The sequence below is a fragment of the Paenibacillus sp. FSL W8-0919 genome, assembly GCF_038003785.1.
Classification (GTDB): Bacteria; Bacillota; Bacilli; order Paenibacillales; family Paenibacillaceae; genus Paenibacillus_AQ; species Paenibacillus_AQ lactis.
This window is the reverse complement of the sequence record NZ_JBBOPV010000001.1, coordinates 2301848-2320443: the sequence shown is the minus strand read 5'-3', so window position 1 is coordinate 2320443 and position 18596 is coordinate 2301848. Positions and strand designations below refer to the sequence as shown.

The following is an 18596-nucleotide window of genomic DNA, read 5'->3' as shown; positions in this document are numbered from 1 at the left end:
TTTTTAAAAGTGGAAAAAAATCACAACAAAAAACCGTCTGGAAACGCGCAGACGGAAATTAGGCCCTAATATGAGCAGGGTCGGATATTCTCTACGCTGGCATTACCCAGTTCAGATTAACGGTCAACAGCGGATAGCAGCTGCAATCTCAGCCTGATTCACTCAAGCACCCGTATTCCCTATTCGGTTTTATGTTAACTTTAAAATACACAGCCTTTCCTGATTTGGCAAGGGTCTTTTTTTCTTCAAGGCCTGTTTGTTGATTTCCAGCCGATTCTATGTCAATATCAGAGTGATTGCTTTTCAAGCATCATCGATAGCTTAGGTCTTTGCACAAAAAAGGAGAATAACATGGCCAAACGATTGCTGCGTCTGATGACAGAGCTCTCCTCCCGAAAGTGGTTGTCCCATTTGGTGGGGCAGTTCTCCCACAGCCGGTTGAGCCGTCATCTGATCCCTGCATTTATTCGAATATACCAAATCCCGGCGCATGAAGCGGAGAAAGAGCTGCATGAATACCGCTCGCTCAATGAATTCTTCTCCCGCCGATTAAAGCTCGGCCTGCGGGCCATAGATACGACCGCCGACGCGATGGTGAGCCCGGTTGATGCGACGATTACCGCCATGGGCACCATCGATACCGGCACCATCCTCAACGTCAAGGGACAGGATTACACCATTGAAGAGCTGCTTGCGCAGTCTCCGAGAATCGAGAATTATGTGAACGGTTACGCGTTCGTCTTATATTTAAGCCCGACGGATTACCATCGCATTCACGCCCCCGTTACCGGCGTGCAGATCGAGCGGGAGCACCTCAAGGGCAAGGTGTATCCCGTCAACGATTTTGCCATGACCCATATCCGGTCGGTGCTTAGCCGCAACGAAAGGCTCATTACCTATATCAAGCATGACTTCGGTGAGGTTGCCGTGGTCAAGGTCGGAGCATTGAACGTAAGCAGCATCCGTTATGCCGACGAGAACGTGACGAAATGGCAGATCGGGGATGAGCTTGCATACTTCGAATTCGGCTCAACCGTCGTGCTGTTGACCGAGAGCGGCACCTTTACCCCCCGGGGAGATCTTACCCTCGGGACGACGGTTAAAATGGGCGAGCTGCTCGGCATCCTCCATCCGCCCGCAGACAAGAAGCAGAAGCGGGATGCGTGCTTGGAGAAGGAGCTGTGTACGGAAAAATAAGAACGTCCTTGCGGATGCCTTCATTCATGACCGCAATGACTCCCGTTGCGTCCCTATCGAACAAGGACAATGTTAGACCTTATTCTCTTCCCAATAGCCGGACGATCAGCCGCTGAAAGAAGCGGTCGGGCAGCCATGCCTTGATCCGCCCGGTCAGCCGGGTGCTGCGGGGAAGCCGGTACCGGAAGCTCGGATGCTTCATACCGGCGATTCGAGCCACCAACCTTGCAACCTCGAGCGGATCCCCGCTCTTTTTGGCGGTCCGTTCGGAGTACGCCAATACCCGCTTCAGCATCCCGCTGTATGGCGAACCCTCCCTCACCTTCAACTCCCCGAAGCTCTTCCTCCAGATCGGCGTGCCGTAAGCGCCGGGCTGCACCAGCACCACATCGATGCCTAGAGGCATCAATTCCATGGCGAGACTTTCGCCAAGGCCTTCAACGGCAAATTTGGAAGCGGCATACGGGCCGTACCCCGGAAAGCCAACAACGCCGCTGATGCTGCTGATCAGAATCATTTTGGATTTACCGGTCCGCCGCATCAACGGCAGCATGCTTTGCGTCACGGAGACGGTTCCGATCACATTGGTCTCGAGCTGTCGTCTCCACTCGCTGAGCGGCACCTCTTCCACGAATCCGCCGACCGCGATGCCTGCGTTATTCACCAGCACATCCAGGCGCCCGAGCTCCTGCTCCACGGAGCGTGCAGCTGCCTGTACCTGCTCTTCGCTGCAAATATCCAGCTCGATCACTCGAATCCGCTCAGCCACACCGAACTTCGCCGCCTGCTGCAGGAGCTCCCCGGCTGCCTCCGGCCTTCGCATCCCGGCTGCGACATCATACCCGCCTTTCGCCAGCTCGATGCTGATCAGCAGTCCGAAGCCGCTGGATGCGCCTGTCACCAGAGCTGTCTTTTGATTCGCCGCTTTCATAAACTCCATCCCCCCAGCTTTTTCAATCATGCAGTCGCCAGTTCCCTGCTTGGCCTTATACCTTGCCGCAACTCGAAAACCTCTTATAAACCGCTTCCGAATATCCGTAAACTGATCATACACGGGGTCGGTCCCAAGCTCAATCGTGAAACTTAGAGCTCGAGCATAAAGCCAAGGGGCATCACGCAAGTCCCATGTAAAAAGAGAGCCCTCCCGGACTCCCTTTTACGTTTAACTTATAAAATAATTCCAACATGGTGCTTCTCACCAACCAGGTATGTACAAGGCACTTGAAGATCACCCGGCTGGGCTGCTAGCTTTGGATCATCGTATATAAAATCGGGGTCACGCCTGTTATCCCCGGACAAAATACTCAGGCTCCATCAAAACCATACATCAAGATGCCCTTGGTTTATGGTCGACTTCATGCGGCGCAGCCGATTTCGAAAAATACTGCCGCCGCCGCGACTGAAAAACCGCCCGCGCACCCGTCTTCTTGGGCTCATTCCCGTACACCCCCTTTCAAAGCTCACTTGCTCTCTATATACCGTAAGCGAGGATTACCCTAAATTGCTTACGTTGAAACCCCGAGGCCCCTTCCGCTTCGCGAAGAGCATGCGTGAACGGTAGGGAGCGGGGGAATCACCTGATTTCGGACGGACTCTTTCCGGTATACTGCTTGAATTGCCGGCTGAAAAAGAAAATGTCGCGATACCCGAGGGCGTCGGCCACTTCCGTGACATTCATTCCCTGGTGCACCAGCAGATGCTGCGCCCGCTCGATCCGCATCTGGATAATATAGGATTGGACCGGCGTACCGATCAGCTCCTTGAATTTGATCGAGAAATAACGCGGGGACAGTCCGGCTCTTGCCGCCAAATCCTCCACGCGATGCGGAATCCCCGGGTGCTGGCGCACATAATTGGCGATTTCGTGGATCGCCTCCATCAGCTGGTTGCTGGCTTTTTTTACGACAGGCTCATTCAGGTCGGACCGCAGCAGATGAATCATGAGCTGCTTCAGGATAAGCTGGCCCTCTTCTTCCGCCCCGTAAGGCTTGTCCAGATACAACCGGACATACCGGGCCAGCAAATATTCGAAATCCATCGTCTCGCCCAGCTGCCGGTACGGGGCCGGAATGTCCGTAACCGGTTCCTTCACGTCAAAATGTATATATGTTAAAACGAGCGGCTTCTGCGGATTATGCGTCGCGCTGGTATGGTCGCCCGGACGGAACAGGAAGCAGCTTCCTTTACCGATCTCATACGGCTTATCATTCAGTTCCAGCGTACCTTCACCGCTCCATACATAAAACAAATCGTAGTTCTGCATGGGCCGCTCGCGTTTCTGCCACTTCCAGCCCGGCTCGCAGACGATCTTCGCGAGCGCGGGCATTATTACAAAAGAAGACGGCGATGCATTCAGCATCACGTCATTCCCCCTCATCTCTTTTAAAAATATTCTCTCTCCATCATACCCGGTTTTCCGTTTTTTTGCATGTCCGCCCATGCCGATGCCAAACGGAGAACGCCTGCTTCGATATTTGCCCGCTCCAACTGGGAAAATCCAAAGCATGCGCCGGGCGGACCAGGCGTGCAGCTGTAAACGGTCGCATCGCGAAACAGCACGCCGCGATTGCGTGCGGCTTGGCGAAACGCGTGATACTCGGCGGGCGATTGCAGCCAGTCGGCATATACATGAAGCCCCGCGTCGCAGGGCCGGAGCCGGAATAAGCCGCCTGCATGAGCGTCCATCGCTTCGCGGAGCGTTTGATACCTCGCGCCGTAGCGCCGGGTCATCCGCCGGAGATGCCGCCCGTAACCGCCGCTGGCGATGAACCGTGCCAACGCCCGCTGCTCCAGCACGCCGGGCGAGATCGGATCATACAGCGACTTGGCCCTGACGACGGCATTCGTAAGACTCGGAGGGAGCACCGCATAACCGATTCGCAGACCGGTGAACATCGTCTTGGAGAAGGAGCCGACGAAGATCACCCTTCCCTCGTCATCGAGCATCTTCAATGGCTCGATCGGCTTGCCTCCCCAGCGAAGCTCGCTGTCGTAGTCATCCTCGATAATGTAAGCCTGGCGGGTTCTCGCCCAGTTCAGCAGCGCCCGCCGCCTCTCTAGCGGAAGCACGGCTCCCGTAGGGTACTGCCGGCTCGGACTAACGACCAGAAGCCTGGCGTCCCAGTCGGCGGGGACAAGCCCGGAAGCATCAACCGGAGCCGGCAGCGGAATCCCGCCGGTAGCGGACACGCCCCGGCGGATCCCGTCGTAGCCGGGATCCTCGATCACCGCGCGGTCGCCGGGGTCCAGCAGGAGCTGGAAGAGCAGGACGATGCCCTGCATCGACCCGCTGAAGATTATGATATGCTCCGGCTTCGCCTGGATGCCCCGCGTAAACCGAAGATGTCCGGCAATCGCCCGCCGAAGCTCCATCGCGCCTGCAGGCGGAGCGCCGGAGGACAGCTCCTTCCCTCCGCTCCCGCCGGCATAGTTCAACGCGCTTCGCCATTCGTCATACGGAAAATCCTCCATCGGCATGCGCGCATCGGCAAAGGATATGGTTCCTTCAGGCGGAGCCAGCTCCGACCGGCGGGCCTCGGCGGATTCGTCCCGGAGCTCCGCAAGCCGCCGGCCCCAGGCCGACAGCAGCGGGACCGCTTCGACAGGAGGCGGCTGCTCAGGCACCGTGATCCCCTCGGCGACATAAGTGCCGCTTCCCTGCCTTGAGACGACATAACCTTCCGCCATCAGCATGTCATAGCTTTGCGCAGCGGAGCCTCTGGATATGCCGTAAAGCTTGGCAAGCTCCCGGGTAGCGGGCAGGCGCGTCCCTTCCGGCAGTCTGCCGCTGTGAATCGCAGCGCGAATGGCATGATAAAGCGCCAAATATTTATATTTATACTGCTCGACGTATGTCTCGAACGGAAGCCCAAGCTCCACCGAAGGGACCTCCCTTATTTTAAATTGGACTATATAAATTAATGTAAATTGGCGCTTTTTCCTTGTCAATGTTCGTCGTATGCTGATACTCATCACAATGCGATGGAGGGAGAGCGTAATACCATGAGAAGAGACGAATTTGCAATCGAGGATCCGAAGGAGATCGAAGACTTCCTGAACGGAATGAGCTTCGGCTTTCTTGGAACCGTGGATGAACACGGGCTGCCGCGGGTTACGCCGCTGAATTTTGTTTATGTACAGGGGAGCTTCTACTTTCACGGCAGCCGGCTGGGCGAGAAAATGGAGCACTTGCGCCGCACTCCCGCCGTCAGCTTTACGGTGGCCGATGAGTATGCTTTGATCCCTTCCTATTTCTCGGATCCGGAAATGGCATGTCCCGCTACGGCCTACTTCAAGAGCGTAACGGCAGCAGGAGAAGCCGTCCTCGTCCATGATCTTGAGGAAAAAGCATTAGCGATGGAAGCCATGATGCGCAAGCTCCAGCCCGAGGGCGGCTACCGTACCATCGACGCCGGAGACCGCGCCTATGCTTCCCGGCTCAAGGGTGTAGCGGTAATCAAGCTCGTTCCGAAGCGGATGAGCGCCAAATTCAAATTCGGCCAAAATTTGAAGCCTGACCGGCTGCAGGACATGATCGGACGGCTTGAGGAACGCGGCCGGACCCGGGACGGCGAGACGGCTGCGCACATCTGTAAATATTACCCTGGACCGCGTTAAGTCTGGGCATTTATCCGTGACGGTTCCCGGGTCTGATGGTATAATGAAAGGCAATGAAAATGTAAGAAGCTTTCATGCATTCGCCTCTTACCTTAACCAAAAGTACTCGGAAGGAAGGAACCATTTCATGAACCCATTGGCTGGACAATTGAACGAGAAACTGTTAGCAGGCAACCCGCATGTGTATGACATGCTCTCCACGCTCGGCAAAGAAATATACTTCCCGAAGGAAGGAATTCTGAGTCAGTCGGCGGAGGCATCCGCCCAAGCGAAGAAATATAACGCAACGATCGGCATCGCCACCGAAGGCGGCATCCCGATGCATCTTGGCGTGATTCAGGATAAGCTTTCGGCTTTCCAGCCGAAGGATCTGTATCCTTATGCCCCGCCGGCAGGCAAGCCCGAGCTGCGCTCCGTATGGCGGAACAAGATGCTCCGTGAGAATCCGTCCTTGGAGGGAAAGAGCTTCAGCAATCCGATCGTCACCAATGCCCTGACTCATGGTCTCAGCATCGTGGCCGACCTGTTCGCCGATGAGGGCGATGCGGTCATTTATCCGGACAAGAACTGGGAGAATTACGAGCTGACTTTCGGCATCCGCCGCCATGGCGTTCATGTAACCTATCCTCTTTTCACTGAAAATATGAAGTTTAATGCGGAGGGACTTCGCGAGGCTCTTCTGAACCAGAAGGATAAAGGCAAAGCGATCGTTCTGCTGAACTTCCCGAACAACCCGACAGGCTACACGCCGGGAGCCGAGGAAGGCGCAGCCATCGTATCCGCGATTACGGAAGCCGCCGAAGCCGGCATCAATGTTGTCGTCGTGACCGATGACGCATACTTCGGACTGTTCTTCGAGAACTCCTTAACGGAATCGCTGTTCGGTCATCTTGCCGGCCTCCATCCGCGAATCCTGCCTGTGAAAGTCGACGGCGCTACGAAGGAAGAATATGTGTGGGGCTTCCGCGTAGGCTTCATCACCTTCGCCTCGGAGAACCAGGATGTGCTGGATGTACTTGAGCAGAAGACCCTCGGCATCATCCGGGCAACCATCTCCAGCGGTCCGCATCCTTCGCAATCGTTCGTCCTCGAAGCGCTGAAGGCTCCGGAATTCGAGGAGCAGAAGCAAGAGAAGTTCAGCATCATGAAGGGACGCGCCAATAAAGTAAAGGCCATTCTCGACAGCGGCAAATACGGTGATGTCTGGGAATACTATCCGTTTAACTCGGGATACTTCATGTGCCTGAAGCTGAAGACGGTATCGGCTGAAGCGCTTCGGTCCCATCTGATCCGCCAATACGGCGTCGGGACGATTGCCCTGGGCGAAGAGGATCTCCGGATTGCATTCTCCTGCATTGAAGAGGAGTACCTGGAGGATCTGTTCGACCTGATCTACCAAGGAATTCAGGATTTGCAGCAGGCTTAAGCCGATAGACCCTTGTCCCGCTTTGCATCAGATCATCTTTCTGTGATAAATAAACGCTCGCCCATACACATAGCCCCCCTGCAACATACAATACCATGTACTACAATTCAACTAAGTGAAAGGGGAATGAACATGGGTGCAGTTGAAGATGTAAGAGGATGCGGCGGATACGGCGGATATGGCGGTGGATACGGAGTAGGAGCCATTCTGGTTCTCTTTATCCTGCTCGTTATCATCACTCGTTCTTTCTGGGTCTAAGCCACTTCCTAGCTGGCGGCACGGATAATGACAGGTCGTCCGACCCCGAAGGACACTGCGGCTTCTGCTGCTGATACGGCTACTATTCATACGAAAGCAATAGAGGAAGGCCGGGATGGATGCATCCCGGCCTTCCTCTATTTATCATCATCTTCGTCTATCTCTTTATCATCATCTTCGCCTATCTATTCATCATCATCGTCGGCTCGCCGGTTCTTTCGCACGGCGTTCCAGCGGGACAAAAGAACCAGCGCGATCCCTCCTGCCAGCGTGAGAAGCGTCCGATCCGGCGTTCCGGGAACGGCCGGGATCAACGGCAGCCACAGCAGCACGGCCCAGAACAGCTGCACCTGAAAGATCAGCTTGTTCTCGCTCTCCCGCCTTGTCCCCTCGGGGAGCGGGTAAATATGCAGCCAGAATGATTCAGGATGAAGCTTGCGCAGGGCGGACAGCTGCAGTCCGATGATCAAGAGCCCGATCCAATATACGGCTGCCGAAGCCCAGTCATCCCGGGTGAGCCATACGAGCAGCACTCCCAGTAGCCCGACCCGCACCAGAATGCCCAAGATATCGCTGCGGGCAAAGCTCTTGACGAGCAAATACCGGTAGGCTTCGTCCTTGCCCCATGGAATGCCCCTTCCCCATCCCGACAGCCATTTCCTGGCGTGCACGCGCTGTTCGCGCTGCGGCACATTCACGAACCAGCTCAGCACCAGCATGACCCGTCCGGCCTGTCTGCGTTCAATGGCGATTAACCGCTCCCAAGCAACAAGGTGCCGGACAGGAAAGCGCACAGCGAACCCATACGCGAGACCGAGCAGCGCGATAAAAATCAGGCTTCGCCCGGACGGATGCCACAGCCAAGCGGCAATGCCGAGCGCCGAAACGGCCCACCGCAGTAAACGGTAAGCGCCTGCCGCGGTACGGGACACCATCAGCTGCTCCCTCCAGCTTCCGTAACTGGCGAGCAGCTTGAGGGCAACCAGCACCAGGAATGTGACCAGAAGCGTCTTAGGTGATGTATCACTGCGTATGTACAGAGGCCATAAGATAAGGAGCACGATGCCTAAACCGATGATTTTGTACACGACACCGCTAATCCAGCCTTTGCGAAAATAAGTGCTCATTCGGGATTCCTGCGGCAGCAGAAAAACGGTGTCCGCCGAGCGCAGATACGTGCGTACGCTGCTGTTAATGACGATCGGGAGCAAAATAACCAGCATGATCCAGCGAATCGGGAGCCCCTGCGGAATATGCTGCAGAAAGGCCGTATACCACGCCGCGAACGCGATCAGCAAGAACAGCGTAACGACGGCGACCCCGCTTTGTATGACATAACCCAGATAGGGCAGGATATCGCCCCAGAACTGGCCGCGCCGTTTATCATACAGCTCGCGCAAGTTCATATGCCGCTACCGCCTTGAACCAATACATTAAACAGCTCCTCCAGCGGAAGGCCCGGTCTTCCCGCTTGCTCCCGCATTTCCTCCAGTGTTCCTTGGGCAATAATGCTGCCGCGGTGCAGCACCACAAACCGGTCGCAATAATTCTCGATGGTGGAGAGGATATGCGAGCTTAACAGGATGGAAGAGCCTGAAGCCTTTAGCTCCAGCATGAAATCGAGCAGGGAGCGGATCCCCAGCGGATCCAGCCCGAGGAAGGGCTCATCGATAATATAAAGGGAAGGTCTGGCCACGAATGCGCACATGATCATCACCTTTTGACGCATCCCTTTGGACAGATGCGTTGACAGGCTGTCCATCTTCTCCTCCATCCGGAACAGCCTCGCCAGCTGCTCCCCCCTCGATTCATAATCCTCGCGGGAAACGCCGTAGGAACGGGCCGTAAATTCCAAGTGCTCGCGTACCGTCAACTCATCGTACAGAAGCGGGGATTCGGGAACAAAGCCCAGTGCACTGTGATACGCCTCGGAGTCCTCCGTCCGGCGCTTGCCCTGGACCTCAATCTCTCCCTTCTGCGGATTCATCAGTCCGAGGATATGCTTCATCGTCGTGCTCTTCCCCGCCCCGTTCAATCCGATCAGACCGACCATCTCCCCCGGCTGCACCTGGAACGTGATATCATGCAGAACCGGACGGTTTATGCTGTACCCGCCGCTTAATCCTTGAACAGACAACACCGGCTGCTCACTCATTACCACATCACCTCTTCTACTTAAAAAAACACCGAACCCTGCCTCGGTCAGAGCGCTTGTGCGTCCAGTTGAGGATACCGGGCCTGGCCCGGCTCTAAGCCGATTCTACGGATTCGTATTGGATAAATATAAGCCGTGCCGCAGGTCAGCCCCGCGGCGGTTTATTCTTCAGCCATTTCGGCGCACCCTTGTTCTTGCGGTCGCGCTCCCTCTCGCTCGGACGTTCTCCGTTCGCTTTGCCGTTGCCTGCCCGTCCCTTCGAGCTGATCGACGCCGGCTTCCGGGCAGCCGGCTTGTTCGCTCGATTGCCGGCATGGGAACCACGACCGGCACTGTCCCGCTCCGAAGCGGAGCGTGGCGTGCGAATTTTCCCGCCGTATAGGACTCTCTCTTCGATCGAAATGCCCAGCTCGCGGTTGAACTTACGCATAATGAAGGTTTGCCGGTCAGTCACAAGGGTAATCGCAAGCCCCTTACGCCCCATCCGTCCTGTCCGTCCTGCACGATGGGTATAGTGCTCGGCATCAATCGGCGGATCATAGTTGATGACCATGCCGAGACCTTCGATATCCAGCCCACGGGCAGCAACGTCACTTGCTACAAGCAGCTTCGTCCGCCCTTCCCTGAATGCGTTCAGGACCCGGCTCCGAGTCAGCTTGTCGGCGTCTCCGTACAAGGCGGCTGCATTCAAGCCGAGATAATTCAGCTTGGCTTCCACCTCGGCCAGATCCTCCGTGGCGTTCACAAAGACGAGCGCCCGTTCGGGATCGTAATGGCGGACGATCCGGCGAAGCATGTCCAGTTTGTCCCGTTCTTCGGATACGAAATAATAATGCTCCAGACCGGACGGCGTCCGGCGCTCCGGATCGATCCCGATCTCAACCGGCTGATCCATTTCCTTCTTAGCCAGCTCGGCCGTCTCAGGACCGACCGTTGCCGATAGGAATACGAGCTGACGGTCGCGCAGCGCGCTGCGCAGGATCCGTTCCACATCGCTCGCACCGCCTGACTGAAACACCTGATCCACCTCGTCAATGACGATGGTGGTTACCTGGTGCATTTTGAGCTTGCGAATTTCGATCAGCTCCCGGATGCGTCCCGGCGTTCCGACGATCAGCTGAGGATGCTGCTTCAGCTTCTCGATCTGTCGCTTGGCCGCCGCGCCGCCGATTAATCCGATGACGCCGATGCCGCGAGCCTCCCCATAACGCTCGCCCTCTCTAACGATCTGGATCGCCAGCTCCTGGGTTGGAGCGACAATCAGCTTCTGTGCTGCCTTTACCTCCGGGTCGATGCCCTGAAGGATCGGAAGCAGGTAAGCCAGCGTCTTGCCGGTTCCCGTCTGGGACGTTGCAAGCACGTCCTTGCCCGCAAGGATCGGAGGAATGGCTTCGGCCTGAACCGGTGACGGCGCCACAATGCCGAATTCCGAGAGCCTTGCCGTTAAATCCTCTGCTATTCCCAATGTATGAAACGTAGTTGAAGTCATATGATCGTCCATCCTTTATTTTATCGGGTCTCATTCGTTCCTTCTCATTATATGCCAAAACCGGGCGCTCACCAAATACAACCTTTCGGACAAGCATTTGGGAAGAAAATCTTCGCTTTATCATAACCACCTGTTATTTGCCGATTTTAGTGTAAAATGAATTAAAAGGATATGACTGGGGGGAGATTTACCATGACTGCAAAGGTCGAAGCACTGCTTGATAACATCACGAAAGAACTCCGTCATCTGCCCGGCGTTGTCGGCGTCGTGCTTGGCGGATCCAGAGCCAAAGGGACAGCAAGGCCGGATTCGGATATCGATATCGGCATTTATTATGATGAATCCGAGGGATTCCAGGTCGAGCATATCGCGAAGGCGGCGAAAAAATTGGATGACGAGCATCGCGAGGGCATTATCACTTCGCTCGGGGAATGGGGTGCCTGGGTTAACGGGGGCGGCTGGTTAGTGATCGAGGGGTATCATGTGGATTTCTTATTCCGCGATATTCACCGCGTGTCCAGAATCGTGGAGGAATGCACGAAGGGATCGGTTTCAGCCCATTACCAGACCGGGCATCCGCACGCTTACCTTAATGTGATGTATATGGGTGAGCTGTCTGTTTGCCGCATTTTGTCCGATAAGGATAACCGCATTCAGACGCTTCAGGCGAAGACGAAGCCTTATCCTCAAGCTTTGAAGAGCGCCATCGTCGGATTTTTCACCTTCGAGGCATCCTTCTCCCTGATGTTTGCGGACGATAACGCGTCCAAAGACGACATCACCTACGTTGCCGGCCACGTCTACCGGTGCATTGCCTGCTTGAATCAAGTGCTGTTCGCCAAGAATGAGACCTACTGCATTAACGAGAAGCGCGCGGTGGCCATGATCGAGTCCTTCCCGCTCAAGCCGGATCGCTACAAGGAACGGCTGGACCAGGCGATCACCCTGCTCTCGGCAGATGCCGGGCAGACGAAACAGGCTCTCCGCCTGCTGCGCGACATTCTCGCGGAGACGGAAAGCCTGTAGGCTGTTGTTTATTTCTGATTCATCCACCGATGGGATACACGATCCGCAAATCTCGGAAACAGTTGATATAAGCGAATGCCGACAGCGGCCAATCTTGGCAGATTGAGCTCTTCCTTGCGTTTGATAATGAGCTTGACGACCTGTTCGGCTACATATTCCGGCTTCATCATAAGCCAGCCGACATTTTTGACGTATCCGCCCGAAGGATCGGCCAAGGAGAAGAACGGCGTATCAATCGGTCCCGGATTGACGGTCGAGACGGTGATGCCTGTATGCCGCAGCTCCTGCCGCAGAGCATTGCTAAGTCCCAATACGGCATGCTTCGTGGCAGAGTAGGCAGTGGATTTGGCAGTGCCGATCTTCCCTGCCATCGAGGCGATATTGACGATCTGCCCGTCGCCTCGCTCCAGCATCCCCGGCAGGACTGCCTGGGTGCACCGTACAATCCCCATATAATTGACGTCCATCATATCTTCAAATTCAGAGGCAGGCATATCCAGGAATGCCTCGAACTTGCCGTATCCGGCATTGTTCACCAGCACATCGATTCTGCCGTGCTTCCGGGATGCCTCTTTCAACACCGAATCCACCTGATGGGGGTCTTGTACGTCCATGACGACCAGCTCATGGGGTCCTTTCAAGCGGCTGCCGGCTTCCCGCAGACGCTCCATCGAACGTCCGGCCAGTATAACGACCGCGCCTTCGTCGGACAGCCGCTGGGCTATCAGGGCCCCGATGCCGCTGGAAGCGCCCGTCACCGCGATCACTTTATTTTTGAGCATGATTTCGTTATCCCTTCCTTTGCCGCTAGAGCTGCCTACCAGTGCCTGCCGGCTTCCCGGCATTGCTCTGCAGGAGCCCGGCGGCTCACTTGGTCTTATTTTACGAAATCATGACTTGAATATCCAGTTCGCCGATGCCTTCCATCATGAGGGGAATGCACAGCGCCTTTTTCTGAAACAGGCCGGAGGCATGATCCGATTTAATCACCCGCGGCGGCGTAATATCAACGCTTACTCCTTGGTTGGACAAAATCATGCTGGCATTGCCGCTAATCATATTGCCCAGCTCTGATATCGCACTCTGTCCCATCTCGTCCATTTCGGTAATGACATATCCGCCCATCATGGCCGATACCATGTGCAGCGCTACCTTCTCCTGGATCCCAAATACGATATCCCCGTTCATTTGCCCTGTCATTCCGATTTGGATCCAGATATGATTCTCGATAAATCCGATCTCCTTGACCCCAAGATTCCCCGTGGAAGGTGAAACCTGTATGACTTGCTCGATCACATGTCGTGCGGACTCTAAAAAAGGATTGATGACTTCCGCTTTCATTCCTTACTTTCGCCCCTTTCACTGGGTTGTTGGTCAGGGTCCCAAAGTCCCAACGATTTATTTAAACATTATAATGGATACCCTTTAATAAATCATCACAAATTAGCGACAACCCCCTATTCCAACAGCTCTTCCAACTTTGGAGCTATCGTAATAACGTCGATTTCGCATTCGGTCATCCATTCGCTTAAAAGGTACTTTGGTCTCACCTGAAGCTATGTCTACTTTACTATTATCGGATGCATTCGCAATCTTTTAATAATAAATGTCCGGATTTCGAAACTTTTTAGCTGACACAAGCGGAATGCTGCCTCAATTGCTCCTTCAGGCAGAATACCCTATAATTTAAATAAAGCGGGCTGCACGTGGATTTACGAGCGGAAGAATCATATCAAGTAAGGAGGAAGGCTATGAACATCAGCCAATTGGAAACGCTAATTACCATCTCCAAAACGATGAGCTTTCGCAAAGCCGGAGAGCTTCTTAATCTGACACAACCGGCCGTATCGGCTCAGATCAAGAGCTTGGAGGAAGAGTTCAAAACCGTGCTGGTAGACCGGAGCCAACCGGTAACGTTAACCGACCGTGGACAGGTGTTCGTGGAGCATGCCGAGCAAATTCTGAGCATCGTGGACGAGCTGAAGCAGCGGCTGTCGGATCTAGACCAGACGCCTCAAGGGCATATTCAATTAGGTACGACCACTTCCATCGCCATTCAGATTCTGCCCCGGGTTCTTTCCTACTTCCAGGATCAGTTCCCCCACATTAAAACAACCATTCAATCCATGGCATCCTCGCAAATCTACCATAGCGTGGAGAATGGTCTCATCGACATCGGAATCGGTTATTTGATCGAACGCAATCCCAACCTCAGCACATCCATCCTGTACTACGATACGTTTGAATTAGTTGTATCCCCTCAGCACCCGCTGGCCAAACTATCCAAGGCAAGCATCGATGTGCTTGGCAGCACGCCTCTTATTTTGCTATCGCGCGATACCGTTGGCCGCCGTTTCGCCGACGACGTCATGAAGAAACACGGCATCGATCCTCAGGTGGTCATGGAGCTGTCCAGCAGCGAGGAAATCAAACGGATGGTTGAGATTAATCTTGGCGCTGCCATCATTTCGAAGCAATCCGTAGCGACAGAGCTTCGAAACGGCACCCTGCAGATCGTTCCGCTCAGCGAGCTGGAGGTAAGCCATCCGGTCGGCGTCATCTATAAGAGCGGCCGTTATGTAAGCTCGGCCATGCGGCAATTTTTAAGCGACTTGAAGGGCATGCCGGAAACGCAATTCATCAGCACCGAGTAAGTCACGATGATCATGACCAGAATCGGGATGCTATTATGACGATAACAGCATGAAGGAGGGCTTATCATGAAATTTGATCTGCACACCCACCATTTCCGCTGCGGCCATGCGGACGGCAATATCCGGGATTATATCGAAGCGGCCATTGCCGCGGATTTACAAGTCATCGGGATTTCGGACCATACGCCATACTTCGGAAGCGAGGAGGAGCATCCTTTCCCTTCTATCTCCATGGCTAAAGCCGACTTTGACGGGTACGTCCAGGAAGTGCTGCAATTGAAACGGGAGTACGAGGGCAAGATCAAGGTACTGCTGGGAATCGAATCGGACTTCTTTCCTGAGCATGCCAATGTATATCAACAGGCGATGTCTGCCTACCCTTTCGATTACATTATCGGATCCATCCACCACGTGAGAGGCGTCAGCATATTTAATAAAAACCGGTGGAAGAAGCTGACTCCGTCCGAGCAAGTGGCCGATAAGGAGGAGTATTTCAATCTGATCCGGCAGTCCGCGCGAAGCGGGATGTTTCAAATTATCGCGCACATGGATGCCATGAAAGGCAACTATCCGTTATTCTCCGAAATCAAGGCAGACGAAGCGATAGAGGAAACGCTGAAGGTCATCGCGGAATCCGGGCTGGCGATCGAAATCAACACCTCCGGCAAAACGAAGCTGTGCGGCGGATGGTATCCGTCCAATGAAATTCTGGAGGTCGCGCATCATTACGGCGTCGATGTGACCTTCGGCTCCGACGCGCATAAACCGTCCCGGGTCGGCGACGAGTTCGAGGAAGTGGCCAAGGTTCTGAAAGAGATCGGGTTTAAGGAATGGGTCTATTACGAGCAGAAACAGAAGGTTGCCGTACCTCTTTAACAGGGGTACCCCTTCTGTTTTTTTATTGCAGATCCATAAATAATACACAGGAACAAAAAAAGTGGACCCGCACAGCGGATCCAAAAGCATCATATATATTCTCAAAAGGGGGTCATGTGATAAGTTTAACCTCTCGCTGTTAGAGTTTCATAACAGGTATATTTCAATTGTGTAACAAAAATTCAAATTGTACGTTTCATATTGATCCATTCGCCAGGACATGCACGGCCATTTGAATGGTATCGCATCTTGTTATTATTGCAACTTGTTCTTTATCAATACTATGATGGCGATTTGGCACCAAGACTTTCACGATCACACGTCTGCCCCCCGGAGCGTCAATACCGTCAGCTCCGGTTGACATAGCAGCCGGATCGGCAGCTGCGTCATCCCGATCCCACGATTGACATACAGCGGCATCCCACGGCTGCCGACATGATACAAGCCTTGTACATAACGTTTTGCCCCAGGTGGCGTCACAACCTCCCCAAGCCAAGGCAGCCGTACCTGCCCGCCATGGCTGTGGCCGGACAGCTGCAGATGAACCGGGTACTCCGCAGTTGTATCACCATAGTCCGGCTCATGCATCAGCACTATCTTGATCATCCCCTCCGGGAGTCCTTCAAGCGCCGATGCCGGATCAGGATGCCCCCATATTCCGTCATCCAAGCCCACAACCGCGATCTGTTCGCCGCCTCGTCTGAGCTTGGCATGGCTGTTACGAAGCACGGTGAATCCCGCCTTCTCCTCCATCCGGATCAGCTTCTCTACATCGTAGAAATCATGGTTGCCGAGGATCGAGTATTTTCCGAACGCGGCTTCGAGGCCGGACAACGGCAGAATCGCTTCCTCCAAAGCATCAACCTCCCCGTCCACCATATCCCCTGTAAAGCATATGAGATCCGGCTTCTCCCGGTTAATGGCTTCAACCACCCGCACGGCGGCCTTGGCACCTGCATAAAAGCCCAGATGCATATCGCTGAACTGAACAACCTTCAGGCCGTTGAAAGCGGCAGGCAGACCATTCAGCGCCAGTGTGAGCCGCCTGACCTCCAGCCGGTTAGGCTCCCACAAGGAGGCGTAGGCACCCACCGCAAGGCCTGCTCCCAGGACGGCAGCCGCCCCATGCTTCAGAAACCTGCGCCGCGTCATGGTCGTGCCCGCTGCCGGCTTGGCATCCGCTTGGCTGGATGACCGCTGCGGCCCTGTGGATGAATTTTTCATAATCGGACATCCTCCTATATAATATGGAAAAGAACACCCTGAGTGTATTGGCATGAACTTATCTGAGGACATGCTCGATAGCACGGTTAGATTTATTACTTTTATACGATAAATCGTTACAAGTCTATGCCCATGGAAAGGAGCCTGCAGCTGCTTATGATTGTTAACGAATCCATCCCGTCATTAGTTTCATCGCAGAAGCAGTTTTTCCTGAAAGGATTCACGAAGGAGCCGGAATTCCGGATCCGGCAGCTCACCAGACTCCGCGAGGTCATCGTCGCCAGAGAGAGCGAGGTAATCCAGGCGCTGCGCCAGGACCTGAACAAGAGCGAGCAGGAAGCCTATACGACAGAAATCGGCATCGTTTACAAAGAGCTCTCCCATATCTTGAAAAATATAAAGCGCTGGAGCAAACCCGAGCGCGTGAAAACGGCGCTGACGCATGTCGGCAGCAAGGGGATGATCTATCGCGAGCCGTACGGCAGCGTGCTGATTATTGCTCCTTGGAATTACCCTTGGCAGCTTGCCATCTCTCCCCTGATCGGCGCACTGGCTGCGGGCAATACCGCTGTTGTAAAGCCGTCCGAGCTGACGCCGGCCGTCTCCGCGCTCATTACGTCCATCCTGGAAGAAACGTTCCCGCCGGAGTACGTGGCTTCTGTTGAGGGCGGACCCGAGGTCAGCACCGTGCTGCTGGAGCAGCCGCTGGACTATATCTTTTTTACCGGCAGCGTGAATGTGGGGAAAATCGTGATGGAAGCAGCAGTCAAGCGCCTGACTCCCCTCACGCTCGAGCTCGGGGGCAAAAGCCCCTGCATCGTCCATGAGGACGCTCCACTGAAGCTGACGGCATCGCGCATTGCCTTCGGAAAGTTCACGAATGCCGGGCAGACATGCGTAGCACCCGATTATGTATTGGTTCACAGCCGCGTAAAAGAGCCGTTCATCGCCTATTTAAAGGAAGCGATCATTGAATTCTATGGCCCTGAGCCGCTGAACAACCCCGATTACGGCCGAATCGTGTCGCAGAAGCACTTCAATCGGCTGGCAGGCTTTCTGGATAACGGCCACCTTCGGCACGGCGGCAAGGCCGATAAGGACAAGCTCCGCATTGAACCAACGGTTCTTGATCAAGTAGCTTGGGATATGCCGGTGATGGAAGAGGAGATTTTCGGACCCATATGCCCGATCCTGACTTATGATGACATGAACGAAGCGATCCGGGCCGTTCAGTCACGCCCCAAGCCGCTTGCATTCTATTTGTTCACCGAGAATGAGGACCTACAGGAGCATGTGCTGTCCTCCGTTTCCTTCGGCGGAGGCTGCGTCAACGATACGCTCATGCATCTGGCTACGCCGTATTTGCCGTTCGGCGGTGTCGGCGAGAGCGGGATGGGCTCGTATCACGGGCAGTACAGCTTCTACACCTTCTCGCATATGAAGAGCGTGCTGAAGCAGACGAACCGGTTCGACTTTAAATTCCGGTATCCGTCAAAAAACGGGCTAGGCATTCTCAAAAAGCTGCTGAAGCCGTGAACCGGGGATAGCCATCCACGAGAGCGGACCCGGGAACTTGATGGCGTCGATTGATCCCCACTCCCTTGCAGGCTGTACGCCTATCAACGTGTGATGTCAATTATTGATGACTGCTGGGTGTTACAGCTGCCCGTCAGC

18 protein-coding genes and 1 riboswitch are annotated in these 18596 nt (G+C 54.6%); of the genes, 8 read left to right on the top strand and 10 right to left on the bottom strand.

From position 1 onward, the window contains the following. Nucleotides 1-71: 71 nt before the first annotated feature. A riboswitch (TPP riboswitch) is annotated at nucleotides 72-184 on the bottom strand. A 167-nt stretch (nucleotides 185-351) separates the two neighbouring features. Next, entirely contained in the window at nucleotides 352-1197 is an 846-nt protein-coding gene (gene asd, locus NST44_RS10245) for an archaetidylserine decarboxylase (RefSeq protein WP_028404823.1), read from the top strand. 79 nt (nucleotides 1198-1276) lie between these two features. On the opposite strand, the gene NST44_RS10240 is transcribed toward asd, so the two are convergent. The 4 genes from NST44_RS10240 to pdxR form a co-directional block, all read right to left on the bottom strand. Continuing rightward, nucleotides 1277-2128: an SDR family oxidoreductase gene (locus NST44_RS10240; RefSeq protein ID WP_210094549.1), complete on the bottom strand. Its 852-nt coding sequence runs from the start codon at nucleotides 2126-2128 to the stop codon at nucleotides 1277-1279. 383 nt (nucleotides 2129-2511) lie between these two features. After that, complete coding sequence (locus NST44_RS10235) at nucleotides 2512-2634, bottom strand: hypothetical protein (protein ID WP_260842860.1); 123 nt, start codon at nucleotides 2632-2634, stop codon at nucleotides 2512-2514. Between the two features lie 136 nt (nucleotides 2635-2770). Further along, nucleotides 2771-3556 (bottom strand): helix-turn-helix domain-containing protein, encoded by a 786-nt coding sequence (locus tag NST44_RS10230; protein ID WP_007132026.1) that lies wholly within the window; start codon nucleotides 3554-3556, stop codon nucleotides 2771-2773. A 23-nt stretch (nucleotides 3557-3579) separates the two neighbouring features. Further along, nucleotides 3580-5076: a MocR-like pyridoxine biosynthesis transcription factor PdxR gene (pdxR, locus tag NST44_RS10225; protein ID WP_210094550.1), complete on the bottom strand. Its 1497-nt coding sequence runs from the start codon at nucleotides 5074-5076 to the stop codon at nucleotides 3580-3582. A gap of 123 nt (nucleotides 5077-5199) precedes the next feature. Between pdxR and NST44_RS10220 the strand changes: the two genes are divergently transcribed. The 3 genes from NST44_RS10220 (at nucleotide 5200) to NST44_RS10210 (ending at nucleotide 7498) form a co-directional block, all read left to right on the top strand. After that, entirely contained in the window at nucleotides 5200-5814 is a 615-nt protein-coding gene (locus tag NST44_RS10220) for a pyridoxamine 5'-phosphate oxidase family protein (protein WP_007132024.1), read from the top strand. Nucleotides 5815-5941: 127 nt separating this feature from the next. Continuing rightward, entirely contained in the window at nucleotides 5942-7240 is a 1299-nt protein-coding gene (locus NST44_RS10215; protein ID WP_007132023.1) for an aminotransferase class I/II-fold pyridoxal phosphate-dependent enzyme, read from the top strand. Between the two features lie 132 nt (nucleotides 7241-7372). Continuing rightward, nucleotides 7373-7498: a sporulation protein YjcZ gene (locus tag NST44_RS10210; protein ID WP_077568058.1), complete on the top strand. Its 126-nt coding sequence runs from the start codon at nucleotides 7373-7375 to the stop codon at nucleotides 7496-7498. Between the two features lie 185 nt (nucleotides 7499-7683). Here NST44_RS10210 and NST44_RS10205 read toward each other — a convergent pair whose 3' ends face one another. The 3 genes from NST44_RS10205 to NST44_RS10195 all read right to left on the bottom strand — a co-directional run bounded on the left by NST44_RS10205 (nucleotide 7684) and on the right by NST44_RS10195 (nucleotide 11142). Then, on the bottom strand, nucleotides 7684-8904 hold the full coding sequence (locus NST44_RS10205; RefSeq protein WP_007132022.1) for an ABC transporter permease: 1221 nt from the start codon (nucleotides 8902-8904) through the stop codon (nucleotides 7684-7686). Further along, nucleotides 8901-9653: an ABC transporter ATP-binding protein gene (locus NST44_RS10200; protein WP_007132021.1), complete on the bottom strand. Its 753-nt coding sequence runs from the start codon at nucleotides 9651-9653 to the stop codon at nucleotides 8901-8903. Before NST44_RS10200 ends, NST44_RS10205 begins: the two co-directional genes overlap by 4 nt. A 145-nt stretch (nucleotides 9654-9798) precedes the next feature. Beyond that, on the bottom strand, nucleotides 9799-11142 hold the full coding sequence (locus NST44_RS10195) for a DEAD/DEAH box helicase (protein WP_007132020.1): 1344 nt from the start codon (nucleotides 11140-11142) through the stop codon (nucleotides 9799-9801). Nucleotides 11143-11334: 192 nt separating this feature from the next. Between NST44_RS10195 and NST44_RS10190 the strand changes: the two genes are divergently transcribed. Continuing rightward, nucleotides 11335-12168: a nucleotidyltransferase domain-containing protein gene (locus NST44_RS10190; RefSeq protein WP_007132019.1), complete on the top strand. Its 834-nt coding sequence runs from the start codon at nucleotides 11335-11337 to the stop codon at nucleotides 12166-12168. Between the two features lie 8 nt (nucleotides 12169-12176). Here NST44_RS10190 and NST44_RS10185 read toward each other — a convergent pair whose 3' ends face one another. Together NST44_RS10185 and NST44_RS10180 are read right to left on the bottom strand one after the other, a co-directional pair. Further along, complete coding sequence (locus NST44_RS10185; protein WP_007132018.1) at nucleotides 12177-12950, bottom strand: SDR family NAD(P)-dependent oxidoreductase; 774 nt, start codon at nucleotides 12948-12950, stop codon at nucleotides 12177-12179. A gap of 100 nt (nucleotides 12951-13050) precedes the next feature. Further along, a complete protein-coding gene (locus tag NST44_RS10180) occupies nucleotides 13051-13509 on the bottom strand; it encodes a chemotaxis protein CheX (protein WP_007132017.1) in 459 nt (152 codons plus the stop codon). Between the two features lie 410 nt (nucleotides 13510-13919). On the opposite strand from NST44_RS10180, the gene NST44_RS10175 reads away from it, so the two are divergent. Then, entirely contained in the window at nucleotides 13920-14822 is a 903-nt protein-coding gene (locus tag NST44_RS10175) for a LysR family transcriptional regulator (protein WP_007132016.1), read from the top strand. Nucleotides 14823-14888: 66 nt separating this feature from the next. Then, complete coding sequence (locus tag NST44_RS10170) at nucleotides 14889-15698, top strand: histidinol-phosphatase (protein WP_340899181.1); 810 nt, start codon at nucleotides 14889-14891, stop codon at nucleotides 15696-15698. Between the two features lie 315 nt (nucleotides 15699-16013). Here the strand turns inward: NST44_RS10170 and NST44_RS10165 are convergent, their stop codons facing one another. After that, nucleotides 16014-16922 (bottom strand): metallophosphoesterase, encoded by a 909-nt coding sequence (locus NST44_RS10165; protein WP_340899179.1) that lies wholly within the window; start codon nucleotides 16920-16922, stop codon nucleotides 16014-16016. A 156-nt stretch (nucleotides 16923-17078) separates the two neighbouring features. Here NST44_RS10165 and NST44_RS10160 point away from each other — a divergent pair, with 156 nt between their 5' ends. Then, entirely contained in the window at nucleotides 17079-18458 is a 1380-nt protein-coding gene (locus NST44_RS10160) for an aldehyde dehydrogenase (RefSeq protein ID WP_340899178.1), read from the top strand. Nucleotides 18459-18596: the final 138 nt, after the last annotated feature.